This is a genomic window from Acinetobacter sp. 24-47-39 (genome assembly GCF_056783825.1).
In genome coordinates this window covers 1-23,673 of sequence record NZ_JBWYIP010000013.1, presented here as the reverse complement: position 1 = coordinate 23,673, position 23,673 = coordinate 1, and the positions used below count along the sequence as shown (strand labels likewise).

Annotated in this window: 23 protein-coding genes and 1 pseudogene; 11 read left to right on the top strand and 13 right to left on the bottom strand. The window is 38.5% G+C overall.

Going from position 1 to position 23,673, the window contains the following annotated elements; all coding sequences use genetic code 11:
- Nucleotides 1-61: 61 nt before the first annotated feature.
- The 3 genes from aroE (at nt 62) to AC1M9C_RS11905 (ending at nt 3,831) form a co-directional block, all read left to right on the top strand.
- Nucleotides 62-850 carry a shikimate dehydrogenase gene (aroE, locus tag AC1M9C_RS11915; RefSeq protein ID WP_481953777.1) on the top strand — a complete coding sequence of 263 codons (789 nt, stop codon included), beginning with the start codon at nt 62-64 and terminating at the stop codon, nt 848-850.
- A gap of 380 nt (nt 851-1,230) precedes the next feature.
- Nucleotides 1,231-3,054 (top strand): acyl-CoA dehydrogenase C-terminal domain-containing protein, encoded by a 1,824-nt coding sequence (locus AC1M9C_RS11910; protein ID WP_481953776.1) that lies wholly within the window; start codon nt 1,231-1,233, stop codon nt 3,052-3,054.
- A 171-nt stretch (nt 3,055-3,225) separates the two neighbouring features.
- Nucleotides 3,226-3,831, top strand: a complete 606-nt coding sequence (locus tag AC1M9C_RS11905; protein WP_481953775.1) for an SRPBCC family protein — start codon at nt 3,226-3,228, stop codon at nt 3,829-3,831.
- A gap of 59 nt (nt 3,832-3,890) precedes the next feature.
- On the opposite strand, the gene AC1M9C_RS11900 is transcribed toward AC1M9C_RS11905, so the two are convergent.
- Both AC1M9C_RS11900 and hemW read right to left on the bottom strand, forming a co-directional pair.
- A complete protein-coding gene (locus AC1M9C_RS11900) occupies nt 3,891-4,304 on the bottom strand; it encodes a hypothetical protein (protein ID WP_481953774.1) in 414 nt (137 codons plus the stop codon).
- Nucleotides 4,305-4,429: 125 nt separating this feature from the next.
- Nucleotides 4,430-5,584 carry a radical SAM family heme chaperone HemW gene (hemW, locus tag AC1M9C_RS11895; protein WP_481953773.1) on the bottom strand — a complete coding sequence of 385 codons (1,155 nt, stop codon included), beginning with the start codon at nt 5,582-5,584 and terminating at the stop codon, nt 4,430-4,432.
- Between the two features lie 112 nt (nt 5,585-5,696).
- Here hemW and AC1M9C_RS11890 point away from each other — a divergent pair, with 112 nt between their 5' ends.
- From AC1M9C_RS11890 to AC1M9C_RS11875, 4 genes are all read left to right on the top strand, one after another.
- Complete coding sequence (locus AC1M9C_RS11890) at nt 5,697-6,158, top strand: DMT family transporter (RefSeq protein WP_035264998.1); 462 nt, start codon at nt 5,697-5,699, stop codon at nt 6,156-6,158.
- 99 nt (nt 6,159-6,257) lie between these two features.
- A complete protein-coding gene (locus AC1M9C_RS11885; protein WP_481610329.1) occupies nt 6,258-7,562 on the top strand; it encodes an MATE family efflux transporter in 1,305 nt (434 codons plus the stop codon).
- Between the two features lie 144 nt (nt 7,563-7,706).
- Complete coding sequence (locus tag AC1M9C_RS11880; RefSeq protein WP_481608175.1) at nt 7,707-8,999, top strand: ABC1 kinase family protein; 1,293 nt, start codon at nt 7,707-7,709, stop codon at nt 8,997-8,999.
- A 78-nt stretch (nt 9,000-9,077) separates the two neighbouring features.
- A complete protein-coding gene (locus tag AC1M9C_RS11875) occupies nt 9,078-9,329 on the top strand; it encodes a type B 50S ribosomal protein L31 (protein ID WP_035264993.1) in 252 nt (83 codons plus the stop codon).
- A 73-nt stretch (nt 9,330-9,402) separates the two neighbouring features.
- Here the strand turns inward: AC1M9C_RS11875 and crcB are convergent, their stop codons facing one another.
- Complete coding sequence (gene crcB / locus AC1M9C_RS11870) at nt 9,403-9,783, bottom strand: fluoride efflux transporter CrcB (protein ID WP_481608150.1); 381 nt, start codon at nt 9,781-9,783, stop codon at nt 9,403-9,405.
- A 119-nt stretch (nt 9,784-9,902) separates the two neighbouring features.
- On the opposite strand from crcB, the gene AC1M9C_RS11865 reads away from it, so the two are divergent.
- Complete coding sequence (locus AC1M9C_RS11865) at nt 9,903-10,235, top strand: HopJ type III effector protein (RefSeq protein WP_481953772.1); 333 nt, start codon at nt 9,903-9,905, stop codon at nt 10,233-10,235.
- 24 nt (nt 10,236-10,259) lie between these two features.
- On the opposite strand, the gene AC1M9C_RS11860 is transcribed toward AC1M9C_RS11865, so the two are convergent.
- Both AC1M9C_RS11860 and AC1M9C_RS11855 read right to left on the bottom strand, forming a co-directional pair.
- Nucleotides 10,260-11,486 (bottom strand): TIGR03862 family flavoprotein, encoded by a 1,227-nt coding sequence (locus AC1M9C_RS11860; RefSeq protein ID WP_481596526.1) that lies wholly within the window; start codon nt 11,484-11,486, stop codon nt 10,260-10,262.
- Nucleotides 11,483-12,148, bottom strand: coding sequence for a class I SAM-dependent methyltransferase (locus AC1M9C_RS11855; RefSeq protein WP_481609218.1), 666 nt, complete (start codon nt 12,146-12,148; stop codon nt 11,483-11,485). The genes AC1M9C_RS11860 and AC1M9C_RS11855 overlap by 4 nt, the downstream gene beginning before the upstream one ends.
- Before the next feature lie 84 nt (nt 12,149-12,232).
- Here AC1M9C_RS11855 and AC1M9C_RS11850 point away from each other — a divergent pair, with 84 nt between their 5' ends.
- Nucleotides 12,233-12,412: a DNA gyrase inhibitor YacG gene (locus AC1M9C_RS11850; protein ID WP_035264978.1), complete on the top strand. Its 180-nt coding sequence runs from the start codon at nt 12,233-12,235 to the stop codon at nt 12,410-12,412.
- A 350-nt stretch (nt 12,413-12,762) separates the two neighbouring features.
- Here the strand turns inward: AC1M9C_RS11850 and AC1M9C_RS11845 are convergent, their stop codons facing one another.
- The 5 genes from AC1M9C_RS11845 to AC1M9C_RS11825 form a co-directional block, all read right to left on the bottom strand.
- Nucleotides 12,763-13,407 (bottom strand): MBL fold metallo-hydrolase, encoded by a 645-nt coding sequence (locus AC1M9C_RS11845; protein WP_092768141.1) that lies wholly within the window; start codon nt 13,405-13,407, stop codon nt 12,763-12,765.
- A gap of 14 nt (nt 13,408-13,421) precedes the next feature.
- Nucleotides 13,422-14,438 carry a ferrochelatase gene (gene hemH / locus AC1M9C_RS11840; protein ID WP_481953771.1) on the bottom strand — a complete coding sequence of 339 codons (1,017 nt, stop codon included), beginning with the start codon at nt 14,436-14,438 and terminating at the stop codon, nt 13,422-13,424.
- Between the two features lie 125 nt (nt 14,439-14,563).
- Entirely contained in the window at nt 14,564-15,526 is a 963-nt protein-coding gene (locus AC1M9C_RS11835; protein ID WP_481586764.1) for a DUF4062 domain-containing protein, read from the bottom strand.
- Nucleotides 15,527-15,598: 72 nt separating this feature from the next.
- Nucleotides 15,599-16,483: a glutamate racemase gene (gene murI / locus AC1M9C_RS11830; protein ID WP_092768145.1), complete on the bottom strand. Its 885-nt coding sequence runs from the start codon at nt 16,481-16,483 to the stop codon at nt 15,599-15,601.
- Between the two features lie 49 nt (nt 16,484-16,532).
- On the bottom strand, nt 16,533-17,144 hold the full coding sequence (locus AC1M9C_RS11825; protein ID WP_092768147.1) for a DUF1285 domain-containing protein: 612 nt from the start codon (nt 17,142-17,144) through the stop codon (nt 16,533-16,535).
- A 183-nt stretch (nt 17,145-17,327) separates the two neighbouring features.
- Between AC1M9C_RS11825 and AC1M9C_RS11820 the strand changes: the two genes are divergently transcribed.
- The gene (locus tag AC1M9C_RS11820; protein WP_481586763.1) at nt 17,328-19,040 is read left to right on the top strand and encodes an electron transfer flavoprotein-ubiquinone oxidoreductase; all 1,713 of its coding nucleotides are present in this window, start codon (nt 17,328-17,330) and stop codon (nt 19,038-19,040) included.
- 910 nt (nt 19,041-19,950) lie between these two features.
- Nucleotides 19,951-20,745: pseudogene (locus AC1M9C_RS11815) on the top strand (IS5 family transposase).
- Between the two features lie 187 nt (nt 20,746-20,932).
- Here the strand turns inward: AC1M9C_RS11815 and AC1M9C_RS11810 are convergent.
- The 3 genes from AC1M9C_RS11810 to AC1M9C_RS11800 all read right to left on the bottom strand — a co-directional run.
- Nucleotides 20,933-21,721: a hypothetical protein gene (locus AC1M9C_RS11810; RefSeq protein ID WP_481586762.1), complete on the bottom strand. Its 789-nt coding sequence runs from the start codon at nt 21,719-21,721 to the stop codon at nt 20,933-20,935.
- A 118-nt stretch (nt 21,722-21,839) separates the two neighbouring features.
- The gene (locus AC1M9C_RS11805) at nt 21,840-22,964 is read right to left on the bottom strand and encodes a DUF2515 family protein (protein ID WP_481586761.1); all 1,125 of its coding nucleotides are present in this window, start codon (nt 22,962-22,964) and stop codon (nt 21,840-21,842) included.
- The coding region (locus AC1M9C_RS11800; RefSeq protein WP_481953770.1) for a DUF2345 domain-containing protein at nt 22,964-23,673 on the bottom strand (710 nt) is incomplete at its 5' end. The genes AC1M9C_RS11805 and AC1M9C_RS11800, both read right to left, overlap by 1 nt.

Below are 23,673 nucleotides of genomic sequence, written 5' to 3'. Positions count from 1 at the left end.
ATTGGGAACTTTCTGTATTTGACGTATATTGTTTGCCACTTCTTCATCAGGAATTAGAGCAATGCGCAAACAATTTGCCGTAATTGGAAATCCCATTGAACAATCTCGATCTCCAGAGCTTCATCATGCGTTCGCACAAAAGACTGGGGTGATCCTTGAATATAGCAAACGCCTTGCTCCTCTCGATGGTTTTACACAGAGTATCAATGATTTTTTTAAGGCTGGTGGTATTGGTCTGAATGTCACGGTGCCGTTTAAAGAACAAGCTTTTGCACAATGTGATGTACTCACTGAACGTGCCAAAATTGCAAAAGCAGTAAATACACTATGGATGAAAGATGGTGTATTGCATGGCGACAATACCGATGGCCAAGGACTTGTTGCAGCCATTCAACATTTAAATTGGCCTCTTGAGCAAGCAAGCGTGCTTATTTTAGGCGCAGGTGGTGCAACACGTGGCGTGATTTATCCACTGCATAAAGCTGGTGTAAATAAAATCATGATTGCTAATCGAACGGTTGCTCGCGCAGAGCAATTGATTCAGGACTTACAACCTGCTGTCCCAGATCTAGAGCTAAACGCTTGTGGTCTTGATCACATAGCAGGTGAATTTGATATTGTTATTAATGCTACCTCGGCAAGCTTATCTGGCGATGCAATCAATCTACCTCAACAGTTAAAATTCAAATATGCCTATGAAATGGCCTATGGCAAACCTTCCACTTTCCTTGATCAAGCGAAACAGCGTGGAATTCCGACTGCAGAAGGATTTGGAATGCTCGTTGGACAAGCGATTGAATCTTTCGCGATTTGGAATGGTGTGCGTCCAGAATTAAAAGATTTTATTTAGTTTTTGCACACGTTTAGTGCCTTGTGAATAGTGCAATTTTTTAAATTGCACTTTTTTCTCTCTATAATATCGATTAAATCTCTTCGAATTGATTTTAGTGACATATTTTTAGTGCATATTCAAATTGAATAAATTCAAATTAAACATATGATCATCCACACAACAAAACCAACCTAAGCTTATGTATTAATAATATTATTTTTTCTAATAAACTCCTACTACAACAAATGAATTCAGTTTATATTCATTCATGAGCCTAAACACTAATTCGCAATTCTGACATTTATTTCCGTGACTTACATCAATGTTTTTTTAGTGTTGTAGGTCAATAATCGGATCATCTAACAAGTATTTTCTCTATTCAAATTAGGAAAAGTTCAATGCCTGCATATAAAGCGCCCGTACGTGATATTCGTTTCTTAATGAACGAAGTTTTTGATTATCCTGCGCACTATAAAACTCTAAGCAACGGCGAAGCTGCTGACTCTGATACTGTCGATATGATTATCGAAGGTGCTGCAGATTTCTGTGAAAATGTATTATCTCCACTTAATCAGTCTGGAGATGAAGAAGGCTGTCATTTTAAAGATGGCGAAGTCAAAACGCCTAAAGGTTTCAAAGAAGCTTACAAGCAGTTTGTACAAGGTGGCTGGCAAGGTCTTTCTTATCCTGAAGAGTTTGGTGGTCAAGCACTGCCTATGTCGCTGAACCTGATCAAATCAGAAATGATGGGTACAGCAAACTGGTCTTTCACGATGTATCCGGGCTTAAGTATGGGTTGTATGAATACCATCATGCAATTTGGTACTGAAGAACAGAAAAACACCTACATGCCTCACCTTACTGCTGGTACATGGTCAGGCACAATGTGTTTAACTGAACCACAATGTGGTACAGACTTGGGTCAAGTTAAAACTAAAGCTGAACCTAAAGGTGACGGTACTTATGCTATCACAGGTACTAAAATCTTTATTTCTGCGGGTGAACACGATTTAACTGAAAATATCATTCATATTGTGTTGGCACGTCTTCCAGACTCTCCAGCTGGTACGCGTGGTATTTCTTTATTCATTGTTCCAAAATTCATCCCAACTGCTGATGGTGGTGTAGGCGAACGCAATCCTGTGACTTGCGGTTCTATTGAACACAAAATGGGGATCAGAGCATCTGCTACTGCCGTACTGAACTTTGATGCTGCAACGGGTTATCTGATTGGTGAAGTCAACAAAGGCTTACACGCAATGTTTACCTTCATGAATACGGCGCGTATCGGAACTGCTGTTCAAGGTTTAGCACATGCAGAACTTGCATTCCAAGGTGCATTACCTTATGCAAAAGAACGTATGTCAATGCGCGCACTCTCAGGTAAAAAAGAGCCTGAAAAAGTAGCTGACTCAATTATTCATCATGCTGATGTTCGCCGTATGCTTTTGACTCAAAAAGCGATTGCTGAAGGTGGCCGTGCAATGATCTATCATGCTGCACAGCTTGCTGACAAAATGACTGATGCTTTAGCTCAAGGTGATCAAGCGAAGTTTGATGATTACGATGATAAATTAGGTTTCTATACCCCAATTTTGAAAGGCTTCTTAACAGAGTTAGGTTTAGAAGCAGCAAACCACGGTATGCAAGTCTTTGGTGGCCATGGTTATATCAAAGAACATGGTATGGAGCAGATCGTTCGTGATGCGCGTATTTCAACGCTTTACGAAGGTACAACTGGTGTTCAAGCACTAGACTTAATCGGTCGTAAAGTACTGTTATCTTCTAAAGGTAAAGTCGTTCGTGACTATACAGCTGAAATCTTAAAATTCTGTGGCCAGCACGCACGCAATAAATACATGCGCCGTTTTGCTTGGGACTTAACTAAGATTTGTGCACAATGGAACGCATTAACTGTACGTATTATGCTTGCTGCACGCAAAGATCGCGACATCGTTTCAAGTGCTTCTGTGGATTACTTAATGTTCTCTGGTTATGCAATGATGGCATATTACTGGGCTCAACAAGCGGCAGTGGCATCAGCGAAGTTGGCATCAGGTGATGGTAAAGAAACTCCAGAATTCTACAAAGCGAAAATCAAAGTTGCAGATTTCTACTTTGAGCGTTTACTTCCTCGTGCTCAAGGTCATGCTGAATCTATGGTTAACCCTTCGAAAACTTTAATGTCTTTAGAAGCTGAACACTTCAGTTTTGATTACTAAGATTTCATAGAAAAAAGACCGCCAAGGCGGTCTTTTTTTATTGATCGAATAAACTATCTTACTTTAAGAATACGAAATTACATTTAGAGCAAGAATACAACAGTGGTATTTTGATCAAGCGATATAAATATTCCAAAAGAGCTTTTATCAAAATACAAAAAGGAAAATAATATGCATAAGACCTTGATCTCCCTCTCTTTACTCATTGCAGTCTTTTTCGCTACAAATAGCTTCGCTGAATCAGATATTAAACATCACCAAAAAACCACGACGTATTCGACAAAGAATTTGAATTACTCGACGAGTGGATCTGCTGAGGTCATTATTCATCGCCCTGTGAGTGAAGTCTTCAATATTTTAACCAATTTAAATCTCTGGCCAAAAATTAATTTGGGTGCAACTCAAGCCATCGAGCCTAAGAATATTCGCGTTCAAAAAGGTACGACTTTTAAAGAGTTTATTAGCAGCCCGATTCCAGGCATAAAAGATTGGAGTAATGAATGGCATGTGATTGAGTTTGAGAAAGATAAGAAGTTTGTTATCGCAACCATAGAGCAATTTGCTCAAGTCCCAATCCATTCAAAAATTACCTATGAATTTGAGCGTATCAACGCTACTAACACAGAATTTGAACGAACTATTGAAGTAACTTTAGACGATAAATTTATTCAAGGCGCGACAAAACAAGAAGTTGAAGCCCTATATCGTTTTATTGGTTCTCAGTGGGAAATGGCCAATCATTTAAAAAAGTATGTTGAAGATCAAAGCTCAAATTAAGGAATAAAAAAGCACCTGATTGAATATCCAATCAGGTGTTGTAAATTAATGCATATATTTTAATGCTCACGGTACTCTTTAATCTCTATTGGCTTATCTTTCACGAGTTCAACTGTTCCCTCATTCAAACCATTGAAATTTTTAAAATGAATTGAAACTCCATCTTCATTTGCAAGTTTCACACCACTTGCAGCAACCGTGCTCTTCAAGTGATAAACCGCATCCGAGTTATCCCTGAGTTCTGCCGTTTGAAAATTGTCGTTTGTTTTTAGCTCTAATGTTAAATCCATTGGTCCAGTAAAATGGATCACCTGTTCACCTTCAGCACGAGCAACTTGATCAACAGGCGCTGAAGCTTCAGCATTTAAATACGCTGGTCTCTCTTGTTCTGACATTTGCTCACTATTTTTGTTTTTATCAGCACAACCAACGAGTGCCAATCCCAAGATTGAAGCCACTAGAACTAATTTCATTTTTATTACCTATCTTGATGAGAACCATTAAAAAACTCATCATTATTTTCACAGTAAAGGAGCGAAATAAGTGTGGATTTAACAGTTTCGCTGTTAAAAATTACATTGGAGTTTAACTATAGAACTTACAGAAACTCCTCAAGCAATGAGTTCAAATATAAATGTCCTTGAGCAGTGCATGACAAACGGTTTGGATCATCTACTATTAATTTTCTGTCAATCAATGACTGAATTTGAACTTGGATTGATTTCAAAGATAAACCTGTACGAGCTTCATAATATGAGGTTGGTACACCTTGATTAAGTCGCAGTGCATTCATCATAAATTCGAATGGCATTTCATCAGCTTCAATTTTCTTAAACTGCAAATGCTCTGCAGGGACTTTCGCTAGATAATCTTTCGGTAATCGTGTTTTTTGGTAACGATATACACCATCACTTAGCGTCACTTTAGCATGCGCACCAGCACCAATCGCTAAGTAATCGCCAAATTGCCAATAATTTAAATTATGTGCTGAGGGTTTTTCTTTACGCCAAGCCGACACTTCGTAGTTAGTAAAATCATTTTCGATTAAATAGGCCTCACCCTGTACCTGAATTTCTTCTAATACATCATCGACAGGCAATATAGGTTGAGTTCGAAAAAATACGGTATTGGGCTCAATGGTTAACTGATACCACGAGATATGTGTAGCACCGTGCTCCACGGCAAGTTTTAAGTCAAGTAATGCTTGTTCAAGCGTTTGTTCAGGTAAGCCGTGCATTAAATCGACATTAATTCGCTTAAAGCCTGCATCTTTCGCCAAACCAATTGCTGAAATTGCATCTTGGTTGGAATGAATACGCCCCAGTTTTTGAAGATGATTCGAGTTAAAGCTTTGGACACCTAAAGACAACCGATTGATCCCCGCCTTTAAATAATCTGCAAATGGATCATGTTCTACCGTTCCCGGGTTGGCTTCTAAGGTAATTTCACAATCATCCTCAAACGGAATCAAAGCGCTTAGCTGAGCAAATAGCCATTGATACCCTTGAGCAGAAATGAGAGAAGGAGTACCTCCACCTATGAACACGCTATGAATTTGACGACCCTGAGCAAAATTTATCTGTGTTTTGAAATCCTCAACCAATGCTTGTAAATATTCTTTCTCCAACGTCATGGACAATGCCCCATTGGGTACTGCATGCGAATTAAAGTCGCAATATGGACATTTACGCACACACCACGGCATATGAATATAAAGTGACAATGGAATATCTTGTGGATTCAAAGTAGCCAAACGTACAGCTCAAAACTTAAAAAACTTATTTTAACATGACTACACCATAACGCTCAGAACTGATTCAGTTTTTACTTTACACTCAATATAAAACAAGGACGTGGGTGCATTTATGTTTAAAGTCGCGAGCCAATTTTTATTCTTTATCCCTTTAGCGCTAGGGATCGGAATCGCAATGACCTTCCAAACTGCGATTAACACACAATTACGTGAATATTTATATTCTCCATTACAAGCTGCACTTTTATCATTTTTGATTGGTACAATAGTTCTCGCAATACTGGTTTTTTTTCAACAGACTGAAAAACCACAATTGAGCGAAATTGTACAAATTCCTTGGCATCTTTGGCTTGGCGGTTTTTTAGGTGTTTATGCCATCAGTATTAGTATTTATTCCGCACCTAAATTAGGTTTCTTAACCTTATCGGCATTAATTATTTTTGGACAGATTGTTATGTCCATGATAGTCGACCATTTTGGAATTTTAGGTACAGAAAAAATTGCCATTAATTGGCAGCGCATTTTGGGTGGCGTGGTGATTTTTATAGGTGTGCTTCTCACTTTACAACGCTAAACCTTCATTCTAAGCACATAAAAACGATGAGTAATTTTTGTGTCTAATGTGACTGCAACTTCCAACATCAGTTATGAATTAAAAAAACTATTTCATCTCATGATCCCAATCTTGATTACGCAATTTTCGCAAGCAGGATTAGGACTGATTGATACTATTATGGCAGGACATTTATCTGCATTAGACTTAGCGGCAATTGCTGTCGGGGTAGGTCTTTGGATTCCTGTCATGTTGCTATTTAGCGGTATTATGATTGCAACAACGCCGTTGGTTGCTGAAGCAAACGGTGCGAGGACTCCAGAGAAAATTGCCACTATTACACGACAAGCATTATGGGTTGCTTTAGTTCTCGGGATTATTGCTGGTCTAGTCTTACAGATTCTCCCCTATACGCTTCCTCTTCTTGGCGTTCCAGAGTCACTTCACCATAAAGCTGGCCTATTTTTACATGCGATTGGATTCGGTATGCCAGCGGTCACCATGTTTGCTGCACTACGAGGATACTCTGAGGCGATTGGTAATCCACGCCCAGTGACTGTGATCAGTTTAATGGCCTTAGTCGTACTTATTCCGCTTAATTTTGTGTTTATGTATGGTCTAGGTCCAATTCCTGCATTGGGAAGTGCTGGATGTGGATTTGCAACGGCAATTCTACAGTGGCTGATGCTGATCACGTTGGCATTGTATATCTTGAATAATCAGGCATATCAAAAAACCCAACCCTTTAGTCATTTTGAAAAAATTGATCGCTACTGGTTAAAACGCATCCTTGCTTTAGGTTTCCCAATTGGATTGGCTATCTTCTTTGAAGTCAGTATTTTCAGTACTGCAGCAATTGTATTGAGTCCATTGGGTGAAATTACGGTAGCAGCGCATCAGATCGCCATCTCCATTACGTCACAATTATTTATGATCCCGATGTCTCTCGCGATCGCACTTACCATCCGAGTGGGAACATATTATGGTGAAAAGGATTACCAATCTATGCGTAAAGTCCAATGGTTGGGTTTAGCAACAAGTACTGTACTGGCAGTAATGACCATGGTTTTATTGTGGGTCTTCCGCCATCAAATTGTCGCGTTATATACCTCTGATGTATTGGTGACTCAAATTGCGGTTTACTTGGTTCTATTCGCTGTTGCTTACCAACTGATGGACGCTTGGCAAATCAGTGCTGCAGGATGTCTAAGAGGCATGCAAGATACGAAGGGTCCTATGTGGATTACTATGCTTGCCTATTGGGTGATTGCATTCCCTGTAGGCGTATATCTCTCTAGATTTACCAACATTGGCCCTGCGGGTGTATGGATTGGATTGATCGTGGGGTTAAGTATTGCCTGTGTACTCTTACTCGGACGTTTATATATGAATAATCAGCGACTTGAGCGTAGTCAATCATCATGAACAATAAATCCCGAATGCTCGGGATTTATTTTTTTATGCCAATCATTTACTTACAACTCATTAACAATTTCAAATATGCATCTTTTGATTTGTCGCCTATGATCAAATCAGAAGATGAAAATAATGAATCGAGGTTCTCAACTCATGGCAAACAAAGCGAGCTCTCCCGGCCGTCGTTTCATGAAACTCGCAGGTATGACTGCAAGTATTGCTACTAAAACCGTGTCCAACTCTATCCGCACCTTTAATGCAGATGATGATAAAAAAAACGAAGCACGCAGTAAGCTCTTTCAAGACATTGGTGTTCAAATTGCAGACACCCTTGGGGAAATGAAAGGTGCTGTAATGAAAGTTGGTCAAATTGCATCACAATACAAAGATATTTTCCCGCCTGAAGTCGCAAAGGCTATTGCTAAATTACAACGTCAAGCCCCTGCGATGCCCTTCCAGCAAATCAAGCAACAAGTTGAAAAAGAACTTGGTCAGCCACTGTTAGATGTTTTTAAAACATTTGATGAACAACCTTTTGCAGCAGCTTCGATTGGGCAAGTTCATAAAGCAACCTTAAAAAATGGCCAAGAAGTCGTTGTAAAAGTACAGTACCCAGGCGTAGATGAAGCATGCGAAAGCGATTTAAAACAAGTCCGCTTGGCTTTACGTTTGATGGGTGTATTAAAAGTCGATAAAAAATTACAAGATCGATTATTTGCAGAAATTCAAGACAGCTTACACGAAGAGCTCAACTATGAAATTGAAGCGCAAAATTTAGAGGTATTTAGAACCTTCCATCAAGCATTGGATTCTAAAATTATTATCCCACAAGTTTTCAAAGATTATTCCAGCAGACGAGTTCTTACATTGAGCTTAGAAGCAGGTGACAATATTGAAACCGCAAGCACTTGGCCGCTTGAAACACGTAACGAAATTGGTCGTCGACTAATTCAGGCTCTTGGCCATCAGATTTTCTATCTAAAACGCTTTCATTGTGATCCGCATCCTGGCAATTTTGCTTTCCGCTCAGATGGTAGTGTCATCATCTATGATTTTGGTGGTGTTAAAACCTTATCTGCTGAACTGGTGGATCGATTTAAAAAATTAGTTCGCGCTGGTCGTGCTGAAAATATCCAAGAGATTGAACAACATCTATTCGCGTTGGATGCTCTTGCTGAAACAGGAAAATTCCCTGAGGAACTTTACAAACAATGGTTAGAAGTGTTGCTCAGACCCCTTACCACTCAATACAATTTTGCTGAAAACTCATCTCATCATGATGGCGTCATTTTAGTGAAAAAATCACTTAAGTATTGGGATACATTTAAGCCCTCTCCAGACACATTAATGGTCAATCGTACGATTTCTGGACACTATTGGAATCTGATTAACTTAAAGGTCGATGACAATCTCAATGATTTGTTTGAAACGCTCGTTCCGATTTGAAAAAACTAACAAGACCTTACAATCCTCATTATTGTTATGTTATATTATAACATTATATAAATAATTCGGAGTGTTTTCATGCGTCCCAATATTCATCCTGAATACCATGAAGTACTGTTTCATGATACCAACGCAGATCAGTATTTCATCATCGGTAGTACGATTCAGTCAAAGCAAACAAAAGAATATCAAGGGAAAACTTACCCCTATGTCACGCTAGATATTTCAAGTGCTTCGCACCCTTTCTATACTGGTGAGGTCCGTCAGGCCAATAATGAAGGTCGTGTGGCAAGTTTCAATAAGCGTTTCGGTCGCTTTAAACGTAAATAAAAAAAATTTCGACTCTCACTATTTTAAAGCCTAAATTTACTCCTCCAATTTAGGCTTTTTTTTATTCTTATCGTTATTTATTGGTTAAATAAAATTGAGTAAAGAAAAAACTCAAAACCAATCCCAAGAGTCCAATCATGATACTACTCACAACATACATCAGTGCCAAATTGTATTGCCCAGATTTTATCAATTGAAAAGTTTCCAAGCCAAAACTTGAGAATGTGGTAAAACCACCTAATATGCCAACCATAAAAAATAGGCGAGCCTCATGTTGTAATACAGGATATTGTAAACTGAATGCAAAAAATCCCCCTGCTAGAACACAGCCCAAGATATTCACAATCCAAGTTGCCCATGGAAATTGATCTGCATTTTGCATGAACCACATACTGGTCATATATCGAAGTGTTGCACCAATCGCTCCACCACATGCTACCCATAACCAACTCATATTATGTCCGTTCTCATGTATTGATCATATTTTTACCTTAAAAAGTAACGAATTATTGTCTTGGATTCACGCGTTTTTTCGTTAAGATGTAGCAAATTTAAACGTGTAAGGACTCAATTATGGCTCAAGCATTATTGGAACAATTAAAAAATGGCGAAGCAAAATTTGCCGACGTAATTTCATTTATTGAAGCAAGTTATACACATACGCCAACCGCATTTAGTAATGGTCAACAATATAATGCCAGTAATGAAAATCAAGGGAGTGCTAAAGTTTTTTCCTTTGCCAAATTAAATGGTCTTTCTCAAGAACAAACATTACAGCTTTTTGCAGAACACTACGCTTCTGTTCTGGCGACACCTGAAGCATCAGATCATCAAAATATCCGTCAATTCATGATTCATGGATGGGATGGCATTAAATTTGAAGGAAATGCACTCACTGCGAAATAATCATAAATAAAGACTAGCGCTTGGCTAGTCTTTTTCAACAGTTTTATTTAGGTATTCAATTACACCTAATCCTGCTGCTCGACCTGTTGCAAAACATGCTGTAAGTAAATAACCACCTGTCGGGGCATCCCAATCCAACATCTCTCCACAGCAGAAAACAATTGGATTACTTTTCAACTGTAACTGTTTAGTCAAGGCAATTTCCCGTACACCACCTGCGCAGCTAATGGCTTCTTCAATGGGTCTAAAACCATCTAGTTTGATAGATAAATGTTTAATATGCTGAGCCATTTTCTCTGCAATCGCCCAATCATGCTTTGGGGTCAATTCACGTAATAAATTTGACTTTGCAGTGTCTAATCCCAATTTTCGCCAAATATTATTAATACTTTGCTTCTTAGCATTCTTAAGTTTAGAGATGATTTCATGCTCAGATAATTCTGGCAGTAAATCTAAATTTAAAACCATGGAATCTTGATATTGCAATTGTGTTCGAAGTGCCCGACCATGCTTATAGACCAACCCACTCTCCAAACCATAATGGGTGATCACGATATCCCCCTTAGCTTTGGGCTGATGATCCACCCAAGCTTCAACTCGTTTGAGTGGCGAGCCAAATATAGGTTCCATATACGAAGACCAAGCTCTGACTACACCAGCATTACTCGGGGAAAAGGCTTTTAACTCTTCTTTAGCCAACCATGACTGCCAAGCCCCATCACTACCCAACTGCGCCCATGACACAGCGCCACACGCCAATACAATCGCATCAAATTGCTCAGTTCGTATTGAATTGGATTGAGTATCAAAAACTGTCAGTTCATTTTGATTAAGCGCGGTAATTTGATGCCGATAATGAAAATTGACCTTGGTATCTACTAAACTTTTTAACCAAGCACGCAGTAATGGAGCTGCTTTCATTTCATTGGGAAATATACGACCAGAGCTTCCAACATAGGATTCAATCCCAAGGTTTTTCATCCAATTTCGAATCCAACGCGCATCCCATTTTTTTACCCAAGGTGCAAGCCATTCGGCATGATCATAACGACCAATAAATTGATCGATAGGTTCGGCATGAGAAATATTTAAACCTGTTTTACCTGCCATCAAAAATTTACGTGCAGCTGAAGGCTTTTGTTCAAAAATATGAACTTCAAATGCAGGATGAGCAGATAAAACTTCAGCAGCCATTAAACCTGCTGGACCTGCGCCTACGATTGCGATTCGCTTTGAATATTCCAAATTCATAGATTATTCGTTTGTTGATTTTCAGAAGAGATCGGCATTTGCCCTTGCAGAGGCATAAAGTGATCGAAGCGAGTTTGGTACGCTTCAGGTTTTTGAATAATCAACTGCTGGCATAATTCACCACGCTCTAGATACTTTACTTCAAAATGCGTTCTTGCCGAAGTTGAAGAGATTCGTTCTTTAACATAAGAAAGGTTCCAGACATTAAGCAGTTGTTGCTCTGCCTCGTCAATATATTCAGGAATATTGCTGGCTAAAGTGATCGTACCATTCGGTTGCAATCGAGACAGTAAAAATTCAAAAAAAGGCATATTCAACCAACGTTGCGCTGGATTATGAGGTTCAGGATTCGGATATAAAATAAAAAAATCTTCAACTTGCTGTGGAAATAGCGCATGTACGATCCAAGGGATTGCATCTGCATGTACAGGTCGCAAATTGGTTTGTCCCTCTAGTTGATGCTGTTTTTGCATCGCTAGAAATTTTTCTCTAGTTCGTTCAATCGCGATTAGTTGTCTTTGCGGATTTTGTTGCGCAAACAATAAAGCATGTTTACCTTTACCCGCCCCAATCTCAACACATAGTGGTTCAGCTAGAATCGGTAGAAAGTCGCGTGGCGCATGCATACGCTGTGCTTGAAATTGACGAATCGGCATAATCAGATCAAACTTATGAAAACGCGACAAGTCTAGCAACTCTAGATGCTTTTGCCTATTTTAGCTGTTTTATTTTACTAGGATTGATTTATGCCAAAAACATTTCCGTGCCCACGCTGTGGACAGCCTAGTCAATGGACTGGCAATGAATTTCGTCCATTTTGTTCTGAACGATGCAAACTTATCGATTTAGGGGCTTGGGCAAATGATGAATATCGCCTTCCGACACAGGATTCTCCTCAAGCTGATCAAGGGGAATATCATGAATAATGCCAACTTTGCTCAATATTAAAAGAATAATTCAATTATATTTACACAAACAAAAAATTAGCTTTTTTAAGAAAACTCAATAAATGTGATTTTATTTAAGTTTGTGTTGTGATATTGTGATAACAATCACATTAAAACAACAATTCTACTTTCATAAATACATGAGACTTTATAAATTCACATTCACACTCAGTATAATTTTAACTTGCCTAGGCCTCCTTTTTGCAGGTCTAGGCATTTATCAACATGATTTCGTCTTGATTTTAATCTCTGCACTATTTGTGTTAGCCGCTGCCCTTCTCTTTTGGGAATTGAATGACATCAATCGAGATCACTTTTTTCGTTTTTAATTAACCAGCTTTACCTGCCACAAACGGGTTAAACTTTTTCTCATAGCCAATGGTACTGATTGGACCATGCCCTGAAATAAACTGTGTTTCATCTGGCAAACTAAAACATTCTCTCTCAATGGAATCTAGCAACTGTTGATGATTTCCCTTGGGAAAATCTGTTCGACCAATTGAACCCTTGAAAAGAACATCGCCAGTCCATAACAAGCCATAGTTAGCATTATAGAACATGACGTGGCCAGGCGTATGACCGGGAGCGAATCGAACCTCAAAGGATTCATCCCCTAATTTTAAAGTTTCACCACCTTCAAGCCACTGATCAACCACAACAGGTTCAGGTATCGGAAACCCATATCGTGCTGAAACTTCCTGAATCATATCTAACCAAAATGCATCTTCTTTATGAGGACCAATTACTGGAATACCCCACTCTCTCGCCAATGCTCCGACCGCACCAGCATGATCAAGATGACCATGAGTTAACCATAGCTCCTTCACTGTTAAGTCTAACTCTTGCACAACTTGCATAATTTTTTCAGGCTCACCACCTGCATCAATTAACACAGCTTCTTTGGTCTCTTGATCCCAAACCAATGAACAATTTTGCTGAAATGCTGTCACAGGAATAATTTTAACTTGAAGCATAGGAACCTTTAAATTTACGCAGAATGTTGGAGGGTAATCTTGAGTGCATCCAGTTGAGCTTCTACTAAATCGACCAACAAATCAATATGTGCTACATCAGTGTTTAACGCTGGAATATAGGCATAGTCTTTCCCGCCCGCTGTTTTAAAGGTTTCGGCATTTTCCACAGCCAACTCTTCTAAAGTCTCTAAGCAATCTGCTGAAAAAGCAGGGCTGAGAACATGGACAGATTGAACTCCTTGTTGTCCCCACTCAGTCAGCAACGCATCTGTATATGGCTTGACCCACTCTTGTTTACCGAATCGTGATTGGAAACTGATAGCCCATTCATCGTCACGTAATCCCAGAGCCTCTGCGACTTTTTTCGCTGTAACTCTACAACGGTCGGCATATGGATCACCTTTATCTGCATAAGGCTGAGGAATCCCATGGAAAGACATTAATAATTTTTCCGCTTTACCGTGTTGCGCCTGAAAAACCTGAACACTCTTTGCCAAAGCCTGAATAAATTTTGGATGTTGATAATAATCGCGTATTAAACTTAAGCCAGGTAAATTTCTCTGCGTTAAAACCCATTTCGCCAATGCATCATACAAAGGTGCTGTAGATGTCGCTGAATATTGAGGAAAAAGTGGAAATAAAATGACGTGATCTTGCGGTGTCTGAGTAAGTTTTTTTAGAACCTCATGAATACTAGGATGACCATAAGTCATCGCAGGAACGACCTGAACATCAAAATCTGGATAATCTTGAATAACTTTTTGACGGATTAAATCTGTTTGCTTCAACAGAATTTCACGCATAGGGGAATCTCCATTCCACACCTGCGCATATGCTTCAGAAACATGCTTTGGTCGAAATGGTAAAACAAAACAATGTAAGATAATTTTCCACAAAAACGATGGAATCTCAATCACACGCTGATCAGATAAAAACTGTTTTAGAAAAGTTCGTACCGCAGGCACTGTAGGGGCATCTGGTGTTCCCAAGTTGGCAATAATTACGGTGATTTTCGGCTTTAACTCAGACATCTGATCCACATCAATTCACTGTTTAATTAAGAAATACTTTATCAGAGTCTAAGTAAATTCGGCGTGATTTTATGATTGCTTTTTAAAATGTGAATGAAAGAGAAAAACTATCATATGAACTTGATCTATTTATTCATGCATTTCCATAACATCCGCTGACGATCATCTCGTCCTACAGGAACGATCCATTCATTATTACGCATTTGTTGCTTGATGGTATGCAATGCACGTACATTAATCTGTGCTCTAGATACCATATGTGCCTTAGGAAGTTGCAATTGAGCATCGACCAGCCCCGTATCAGTCAAATACTGATTCAACACTTTAGAATAAAAATCTTCTGGTGTTGCTTGGGAAAATTGAGACTCAAGAACAGTATAAATTTCATGCCATCGCATGGAACGTATACAAATAATTTCTTTAAAATGACTATCAACATAGGCATGCATACGATAATCAAAACTGAATTGATCATCCCACTCTATTCTAGGCAAAGATAGAAAAGGATCGACTTCAGATTTGGCTTGTTCCATTTTTGCTTGTGCCAGCTGAGCTCTTAATCGATCAATCTCATCTTGTTTTGCTTGAATGCTTTGTGGTCTTACCCAACCCAAAACAGGGTAACGTTCAAGCATTTGAGGCATATGAGACCTGAGTGCTAGCTCTAATTCACGAGCACTTTTAAAAAATACGACCTGATCAACTTCTCGAATGATCTGTTGACGGAAATTTTGAAAGCGCTGTTGAAGATCCACTTCATGCTCTCGTAAATGCTCCTCACGCGATTCTGGCTGTTCATGCATAAATACAATAATGGGCTTTTGCTTAGTCACGGCATAGATATATTCCAAGTGCATGTAACTAATACCAGAGACAGATTGCTCACCATACTGGCTTCCTAAAAGCAGAAGTACATAATCACAATCATCAATTTGACGGCGTGCAAAAGCGGTTGTTACAGGTGTTCTTTGTTCTAAACCCCATGAAAAAAAACCCATACCGATCAGCGTTTGAGACACAACCATACGCTCTGGCTGCATCTCTTTACCAGAAGTTGTAATAAACACTTGGTAACGCTTATCTAGCATGCCTTAATCCAATCCTGCATCTAGGTAAAAATGCCTTACTCATAAGGCTTAAAATATATAGCTTGATATTGATCATTCTTCTTCGAATGTATCAGTTAAATTTTCAATTGACCATAGTATTTCATGCCCGATCATATTTTGAAGTACAGGCTGAAGTTCAAGCGCATTTCCGCCACTGACGACACAACGTAACTGCACTGATTTGTCATATGGTTGAGTTGCATTGAATTTATTTTTGATAAGGACTCTTGCTGTTTGGCGTGCAACAGCAAATCCAGAATCAACCAAAGTCAGTCGCTCTGCATAAAGATGCTCAATTGCAGATTTTAAAAATGGATAATGCGTACAACCCAACACCAAATAATCGGCTTGATCTTGCATGACGGGATCAAGTACTCGTTGTAATGTTGCAATACAGGCTTGCGAATTTTGTTGCCCAGCTTCCACGAAAGGAACCAAATCCAAACTGGTGACTTGATGAACTTTAACGCCTAAAGGATCTGCAAAATTCTGCATTACATCCTTGATTAACTGGCCTCTAAAAGTCGCTGGAGTCGCCAATACAGCTACCACTTTAGACTGTGTCTGTAACACTGCAGGTTTTAACGCAGGAACCAACCCAATGATCGGAAATCGCTCACCATAATGCGTCCTTAAGTAATCCAGACTAAAAGCTGATGCCGTATTACACGCAACAACCGCAACTTTACATCCTTGACGATACAACCACTCGATTGCATGTGCTGTGAGCTGACGAATATCTTGATCTTCGCGCGGACCATAAGGGACATGAGCTGTATCTGCATAGTAAAGGATATGCTCATTGGGTAAATATTTTGCTATTTCCAATGCAACAGATAAACCACCAATACCCGAGTCGAAAATCCCAATAGGGGCATGTTCAAGTGCATGAGGCATAGGCTCATTAGAGCTCGGTTGGGGTAAAATTGCAGACATCTCAACGACTACTTTTATAATGCTTAAATGAATGGGCTAAGCTTAAACCTCAAGTCCCTAATTGCAATAGCAGATTACCACTTTTTAAATTCAAAACTGATTCACCTTGCTCATTTTCGCTCAACTCCCCCATTTCAACTAAATGAAAAAAAGCTGAACGTTGTATCAATGCGTTGATGCCAAAGCGCACATGCACATAAGGACGCATCTCTCCTTGAAAATCACGCATAAAGATTGGATGATCTTGATCCACAATAATGAGATCTTGAGTGGTCGTTGTTAGCTGTAGATAGGAAAGCCCTTGAATCTCGACTTGATCTACCTGATTGACCAATAAAGGTTCATCTTCGACTTCAATTTCGATTTGCTCAACGGGTGTTTTTAAGTAAAATTTGTTGTCTTCTTTCCACAGTACTGTCGAGAATAGGTCAATGAGGCTTTGTCTTTTAATCAATTGACCTTCGTGCCACCATTCACCATTCGCTTTTACTTTCAAATCCATTGAGCCACAATGCTTTGGGTTCCATTGTTCAAGAGGTGGGATTGACCTTTTGTGACTTGACTGTGCATCTTTTAGATATTGTACGATATTGATTAAGTTTTTATCATCAGGTACAAGTGAATCAGGCTGTGCTGTTATAGAATCATTTTGTTTTACCATGGTTTATGCCCTGCTGACGGAAAATAAAGCGACTCAGCCAATTGGCTTGATCAAGGTTTGAACCTATACTAGCGCAAAATATATAAAAGGTACGAGAGCAAAATTGTACCTGCAACTAAGAACACTCATGGCAGCACCGTCGGAATTATCGGTTGCCACCCTTTACTTTATGAGGAGTCCTTTATGGAACACATCGAACGTGAATCGATGGAGTTTGACGTTGTAATCGTTGGAGCGGGCCCTGCGGGTCTTTCAGCTGCGATCAAAATCCGTCAACTTGCAATTGAAAACAACCTCAACGATTTATCTGTATGTGTCGTTGAAAAAGGCTCTGAAGTAGGTGCGCATATTCTTTCTGGTGCTGTGCTTGAACCACGCGCTATTAATGAATTGTTCCCAAATTGGAAAGAAGAAGGTGCGCCTTTAAACGTACCTGTTACAGAAGATGAAACGTACTTCCTTCTTTCAGATCAAAAATCTCAAAAAATGCCTCATGCTTTTGTGCCTAAAACTATGCACAACGACGGTAACTATGTCATCTCTCTGGGTAACGTCGTACGCTGGTTAGGACAAAAAGCTGAAGAGCTTGAAGTATCCATTTTCCCGGGCTTCGCAGCAGCGGAAATTCTGTATCATGCTGATGGTACTGTAAAAGGTATCCAAACAGGTGATATGGGTATTGGTAAAGATGGTGAGCCAACACATAACTTTACACCAGGCTATGAGCTCCATGCGAAATACACTTTATTCGCTGAAGGCTGCCGTGGTCACTTAGGTAAACGGCTAATCGCTCAATTCGGCTTAGATAAAGACGCTGATCCTCAACATTACGGTATCGGTATTAAAGAACTTTGGGAAATCGATCCAGCGAAGCACAAACCAGGTAAAGTCATGCACGGTGCGGGTTGGCCTTTAACTGAAACTGGTTCATCTGGTGGTTGGTGGTTATATCACGCTGAAAATAACCAAGTATCATTGGGTATGATTGTCGACTTATCTTACCAAAACCCTCATATGTATCCATTCATGGAAATGCAACGTTGGAAAACACATCCATTAATTAAAGATGTATTGGAAGGCGGTAAACGTATTTCTTACGGTGCACGTGCAGTAGTTAAAGGTGGTTTTAACTCTCTTCCTAAATTCACCTTCCCAGGTGGAAGCTTAATTGGTGATGATGCTGGCTTCTTGAACTTTGCAAAAATTAAAGGTTCACACACTGCTATGAAATCAGGCATGTTATGTGGTGAGGCTGTATTTGAAGCAATTAAAGCTGGTGTAGAAAAAGGCGGCGACCTTGCAATTGCTCGTGTAACTGAAGGCGAAGATTTCTTTGCTAAAGAGTTAACGTCATATACAGAGAAATTTAACAACAGTTGGTTAAAAGAAGAGTTATATAATGCTCGTAACTTTGGCCCTGCAATGCATAAGTTTGGTACATTCTTCGGTGGCGCATTCAACTTTATCGATCAAAATGTATTTAAAGTTCCGTTCACTTTACGTGATTTGACACCTGATTACAGTGCTTTAAAAACTGTTGATGCAGTGAACTTCAAACCAAACTATTCAAAACCAGATGGTAAGCTTACATTTGACCGTTTATCTTCAGTGTTTGTTTCGAATACAGTACACGAAGAAAATCAGCCAGCGCATTTAAAATTAACTGATCCATCAATTCCAGTAAACGTTAACCTTCCTCAATGGGATGAGCCTGCTCAGCGTTACTGCCCTGCTGGCGTATACGAAATCATGGAAAATGATGATGGTTCTAAGCGTTTCCAAATTAATGCTGCGAACTGTGTTCACTGTAAGACTTGTGATATTAAAGATCCGTCACAAAATATTACTTGGGTTGTACCTGAGGGTGCGGGTGGTCCGAACTATCCGAATATGTAATCTCGTTTGAGATCAAAAAACCCGCGTAAGCGGGTTTTTTTATATTATTTAGATAAAATGGCTAATCAATAAGATTGTTATTCAATTTATTTTAAGTAATGTTCCTTCTAAATCCATCTATAATAGACCGTAATATACTATATAAAGACACAATCCAAGATATTAATAATATTATTTTATAATTAAATTATATTTTTTATTAAATTCGGTGACTCCATCCATAATACCACCTCTAAACTCACCTTTAATTACAATTTCGTAACTACCTTCAACTTTTGGAACACCTTGTATACTTATTAAGTTTTTATCAAATGGAGAATCTCCTTCAATTGTGATATCAAGTCCTGAGCTACTAGGCAAATTTGTATAAAAACTGATATCTAAAATATTAATATCTTCAATTTTTATTGTTTCTTTATAATATTTATTTAATTCAGCTTGCTTAAGATCAATTTTATTAAAAGCAAGCTTGTGGCTGCATGCTATTATAAAAATACTGAAAATATAATTCCCAATATATTATTTTTTTCATAACTATCTACTCACAACATAAATTCCGAAAATTTGACTACATAATTCAGATAAAGTCATGATTTTTTTCACCCCAAATAAATATTTTGAACTCTACTATTTATTTCGGATTACCTAATTTTGATTTACGAAAATATCTAATATATCAAATAAAAAACCACTAATATTATCTATTACTTCACCTTTAACTAGTTTTAGTTATCGTTAAAGCGATGCAACCTATTTACTAAATTATTAAAAACAAGCCAGCTACAATAATAATTTTGATATATAATTGATTCATCACAACTATTAACAAATAACCCATTTACTTTAGATTTAAAGTGGCTTTGTTGCACAAACCTAGCCTAGAAGATTTATTCAGTCCTATAATTTCAAAATGAATAAACCTACTCCTAAAATCTATCGTACCACTAACTGGTCTTCCTACAATCGTGCCCTTATTAACCGAGGAAATATTTCCATTTGGTTTGATCCAAACACTCAGTAGTATGCACAACCACAAGCCCAGCAAGGTCGAAGTCAAACTTACTCAGACACCGCTATTCAATGCTGTTTAATGATCAAATCTTTATTCAGACTCTCTTTACGCATGGTCACAGGTTTTGTTCAAAGCTTGATTAAACTCTCTGGATTAAATTGGATAGCGCCAGATTATTCGACCATACGGAGAAGGCAAAAGTATATTGATATTGCGATTAGCTATCAAAAAAGTAGCGATGGGCTACATCTACTCGTAGACTCAACTGGCTTGAAGTTTCTAGGTGAGGGTGAGTGGAAACGTAAGAAACATGGACCTGAATATCGTCGCCAATGGCGTAAGCTTCATATTGGTATCGATGCTAAAACCCTACAAATACGTGCAGTACAACTCACTACAAACAATGTGAGCGATTCGCAAGTACTCGGTGATTTACTTTCTCAAATTCCCTTAGATGAACGAATTGATTCGGTCTATACCGATGGTGCTTATGACACGAAGCACTGCAGACAAGTCATTTTAGATCGAGATGCACATGCAGTCATTCCACCTAGGAAGAATGCAAAGCCTTGGAAAGATAAGCAATTGAGATCTTTAGAACGGAATGAATTACTGAAAACAGTTAAACGTCTAGGAACTCAGTTTTTATCTTTCCTAGGTTTGCATTTTTTCTTAGCGAAACTACTGCAGTAATTTTGTGCACCATTGAGTCTGAAGATCGAAACAAATCGAAATATTTCCACGATTAATTAAAACTTTTTATTGTAATTAGGCCAGTTGGATGTCGAATAGATTTTAAGTGTGGGCTTACTCGTCTCACAATTATATTGCTAAATTAAACCTAACAAACAACTTTGTGAAACAAAGCCCACCAAATATCCTATTGCATATATTGCCAAACATCAGGGTCTACATAGCTGTCATCAATATGATAGCCTTCCAGTTTAATTTTTTCTTCCCTAAATTTACGATCTTTTTCATTGTCTCTTCTTTCATCTAAAAAGGCTTGTTTTAACTGTTCTGCTGTCATTTCATCTGAGTTAGAAATAGCATTAAAACCACTATATCTAAAGTGCTCAAAACCATATCTAACAACATATTGTTCTTTTTCATCGTCTTTATGAGTTCTAGAAAGAGATATTCCTAAATTAATATTACTATTATATAAATCAAAAAACATATGATCATTGGTCATATTCAACATTTCTTGCCACTCTTTAAAACTTAAAATATAGCTTGGATCAATAACCTTCCCCATATGCTTTCTCATATATTTTAGATTATCTTGTTTATCTATACGTTCAGTAAAAGGTAAATAGTACTGTTTCCAGTTTTTCTCATTCATTTGCTTCATAAGTTTGACATAAGCGTTATATGCATCTTCTCTAGTCGTATATTCATTAGCATGTAAACTAGCGGTTACATCCATAATCAAAACACCATCATTGCCCATTCGCGCAACTTGCGTCCCCATTACACTAATAACATTATCAATTTCAAAGTTACTTTTTTCAGTCACAATTTTAACCTGTCCCAGTTTGGGCGGTCTCCAATCTAGTGACAAAAAACTCATCCCCGCAGGTTGGCGGTCTATCGGCGCATTACTATATTGAACAAAATCTTTTAAACCTTGCTGTCCAAAATGTAAAATAGCACTTTGTGGTGGCATGATTTCATTTCCTTCACTTTTCGTATTTGGAGTACATGCCAATAATAGGCAACATATCGAAAATCCAAAAATTAAACTTAGATAATTTTTCATATTGAAACTTTTGTTAAAAAAATCGTTATTTTTTCCCTTCATTACTACTTGGATGTATTCCAAAGAGAAAGTTTGCTTTGCTCTGACTCCACCCCGTTATTGTTTTTAATTCCTGATGTAAAAAGGCACGCCCTTTATCATCCAACATTAAACGGTGATATTTTTCAGCGGCTTTTTTAATCCAAATCATACGACTATCGTAATTCTCCGCCTTTGTATCACTAAAAGGTGAAATATAAACTTCTTCAGGCAGTTCGCTAGCTCGCTTAGCCTTATCACTACTAGAGAACCAGCCCTCTTTAACTTCATCCACATCATAATCGCTTGACAAAACTAAGGTTGCATCTGGCATTGCCCAGCCCATATACCAGCTTCTTTGCTTCTCTGCCCCCCATTTCGCGGAAGCCTTATTCCAAACAACAGGTTGCAAGATATTAAATTGTTCCTGAACTGCAATAGCCATTAAATGAGCAAATAATTGAGTTTTAGCATTAGTATATTTTTGCTTTTCAGATTTTGCTTGTAAAAAAATAGCCTCTATTTCAGGCAACAAAGCAAAAGCATTTTTGATTTGCTTTGTACTTCCTAAGTAATTAATCTCTGGCAAACAACTTGACCATGGTAGATTCATGACTTCTTTTTTTATATGAGTAAATTTTGAAATATTTCTTTGGGTTCTACAACTATCAAAGGTTTTTGATGAAGTGCTCCAAGCATAATGCCAAGGGGCAATATCCATAAATAGCCACAAATTCCCTAAAGCAAAAAGATCGATTGGTTCTTTTATAGTATCTACAATAATAGGAGCAGAATAACCTGTCTGACTTCCCCAATGATCAAAAACATTAGCAACTGTTTTAGATGCAAATGCACCCAAACCCATCCAGTAATAACGACCTTTTAAATTTACATTACCATTTATCTCTTTTTCTAAGAAAATTTTAGCGTATGCTGCCGCTATTCTTCTTGCTCGTGCTTCATAACCTTCTTCAAGTCTATATAAGTTTTGTTTAGCATCTTTTAAATTTGAAAGACGCTGCATCGCTACTTGCTGATATACTTCCCAAAAAGTCAAACAATCACACTGTGCTATTTTGCAACTATTTTCAGTCGTATTGGTATTACTTTTCCAGTCTAGATCACCTCCCATTATTCCACATCTCCTTCGCTCTCAACTACCTCTAAAGTCATCCAGTTTAAATTCAATGTTAAACCTTCTTCGCCTTTGGTATTAATACGTTTAGATTTACCTTTATTATCCGCTTGTGCAATAAATTCTTGATCACTCGTAGAAACCTTATAGTCAATAAACTTCATAGGCTCACCCGACGGCAAAAGGATTTGGAATTTTTCATTATATATTTCATATGCAGGTAGTCCTTGCATATTAAATCCAACGTCTGCTCCCCCCACAAACAAATGCTGTCCTGCCTTAACCTCAAACTTACCGCCAGTCGTAGGAAATACCCCTGAAGCATTTATTTTTAGCTGTGAACCACCTGCGGTCAGTACAATTTCTTTCGCACTGGTGATGTCGACATTTGCCTCCGTCGAAATAATCTGCACCCCCTTTCTTGCAATCAGGTCAGCACCATCCCCTTGAGCTTGAATCTCAATCTTCCCTTTCCCTGCATACAGTCGTGCTCCTTCTTGAGCGGCAAATAAGCTGATCTTTTTGCTGGCATGGCTAAGTATGCTGTCTTGGGTACTGGTGTTGATGCTTCCTTGTGCAATTTGGTTGATCTGTCCATCTGCACTGAGGTGGATGTCTTCGTTACTTTCTACGGCAATTGAACTTGGTGAAGCCAAAAGCATGATCGCTTGTTTGAAGGCCGCGGCTTTGCTTTGGTCTTCGCTCT

Bases quoted from the DNA above. Each gene is read 5' to 3' on its own strand.
- AC1M9C_RS11835 (WP_481586764.1), bottom strand. From the start codon at position 15,526: ATGCTAGATAAGCGTTACCAAGTGTTTATTACAACTTCTGGTAAAGAG.
- AC1M9C_RS11810 (WP_481586762.1), bottom strand. From the start codon at position 21,721: ATGCCACCACAAAGTGCTATTTTACATTTTGGACAGCAAGGTTTAAAA.
- AC1M9C_RS11875 (WP_035264993.1), top strand. From the start codon at position 9,078: ATGCGTCCCAATATTCATCCTGAATACCATGAAGTACTGTTTCATGAT.
- AC1M9C_RS11865 (WP_481953772.1), top strand. From the start codon at position 9,903: ATGGCTCAAGCATTATTGGAACAATTAAAAAATGGCGAAGCAAAATTT.
- aroE (WP_481953777.1), top strand. From the start codon at position 62: ATGCGCAAACAATTTGCCGTAATTGGAAATCCCATTGAACAATCTCGA.
- AC1M9C_RS11905 (WP_481953775.1), top strand. From the start codon at position 3,226: ATGCATAAGACCTTGATCTCCCTCTCTTTACTCATTGCAGTCTTTTTC.
- AC1M9C_RS11850 (WP_035264978.1), top strand. From the start codon at position 12,233: ATGCCAAAAACATTTCCGTGCCCACGCTGTGGACAGCCTAGTCAATGG.
- AC1M9C_RS11860 (WP_481596526.1), bottom strand. From the start codon at position 11,486: ATGAATTTGGAATATTCAAAGCGAATCGCAATCGTAGGCGCAGGTCCA.
- AC1M9C_RS11900 (WP_481953774.1), bottom strand. From the start codon at position 4,304: ATGAAATTAGTTCTAGTGGCTTCAATCTTGGGATTGGCACTCGTTGGT.
- AC1M9C_RS11845 (WP_092768141.1), bottom strand. From the start codon at position 13,407: ATGCTTCAAGTTAAAATTATTCCTGTGACAGCATTTCAGCAAAATTGT.
- AC1M9C_RS11825 (WP_092768147.1), bottom strand. From the start codon at position 17,144: ATGGTAAAACAAAATGATTCTATAACAGCACAGCCTGATTCACTTGTA.
- crcB (WP_481608150.1), bottom strand. From the start codon at position 9,783: ATGAGTTGGTTATGGGTAGCATGTGGTGGAGCGATTGGTGCAACACTT.
- AC1M9C_RS11820 (WP_481586763.1), top strand. From the start codon at position 17,328: ATGGAACACATCGAACGTGAATCGATGGAGTTTGACGTTGTAATCGTT.
- AC1M9C_RS11890 (WP_035264998.1), top strand. From the start codon at position 5,697: ATGTTTAAAGTCGCGAGCCAATTTTTATTCTTTATCCCTTTAGCGCTA.
- AC1M9C_RS11885 (WP_481610329.1), top strand. From the start codon at position 6,258: ATGATCCCAATCTTGATTACGCAATTTTCGCAAGCAGGATTAGGACTG.
- AC1M9C_RS11805 (WP_481586761.1), bottom strand. From the start codon at position 22,964: ATGGGAGGTGATCTAGACTGGAAAAGTAATACCAATACGACTGAAAAT.
- AC1M9C_RS11910 (WP_481953776.1), top strand. From the start codon at position 1,231: ATGCCTGCATATAAAGCGCCCGTACGTGATATTCGTTTCTTAATGAAC.
- hemH (WP_481953771.1), bottom strand. From the start codon at position 14,438: ATGTCTGAGTTAAAGCCGAAAATCACCGTAATTATTGCCAACTTGGGA.
- murI (WP_092768145.1), bottom strand. From the start codon at position 16,483: ATGTCTGCAATTTTACCCCAACCGAGCTCTAATGAGCCTATGCCTCAT.
- AC1M9C_RS11880 (WP_481608175.1), top strand. From the start codon at position 7,707: ATGGCAAACAAAGCGAGCTCTCCCGGCCGTCGTTTCATGAAACTCGCA.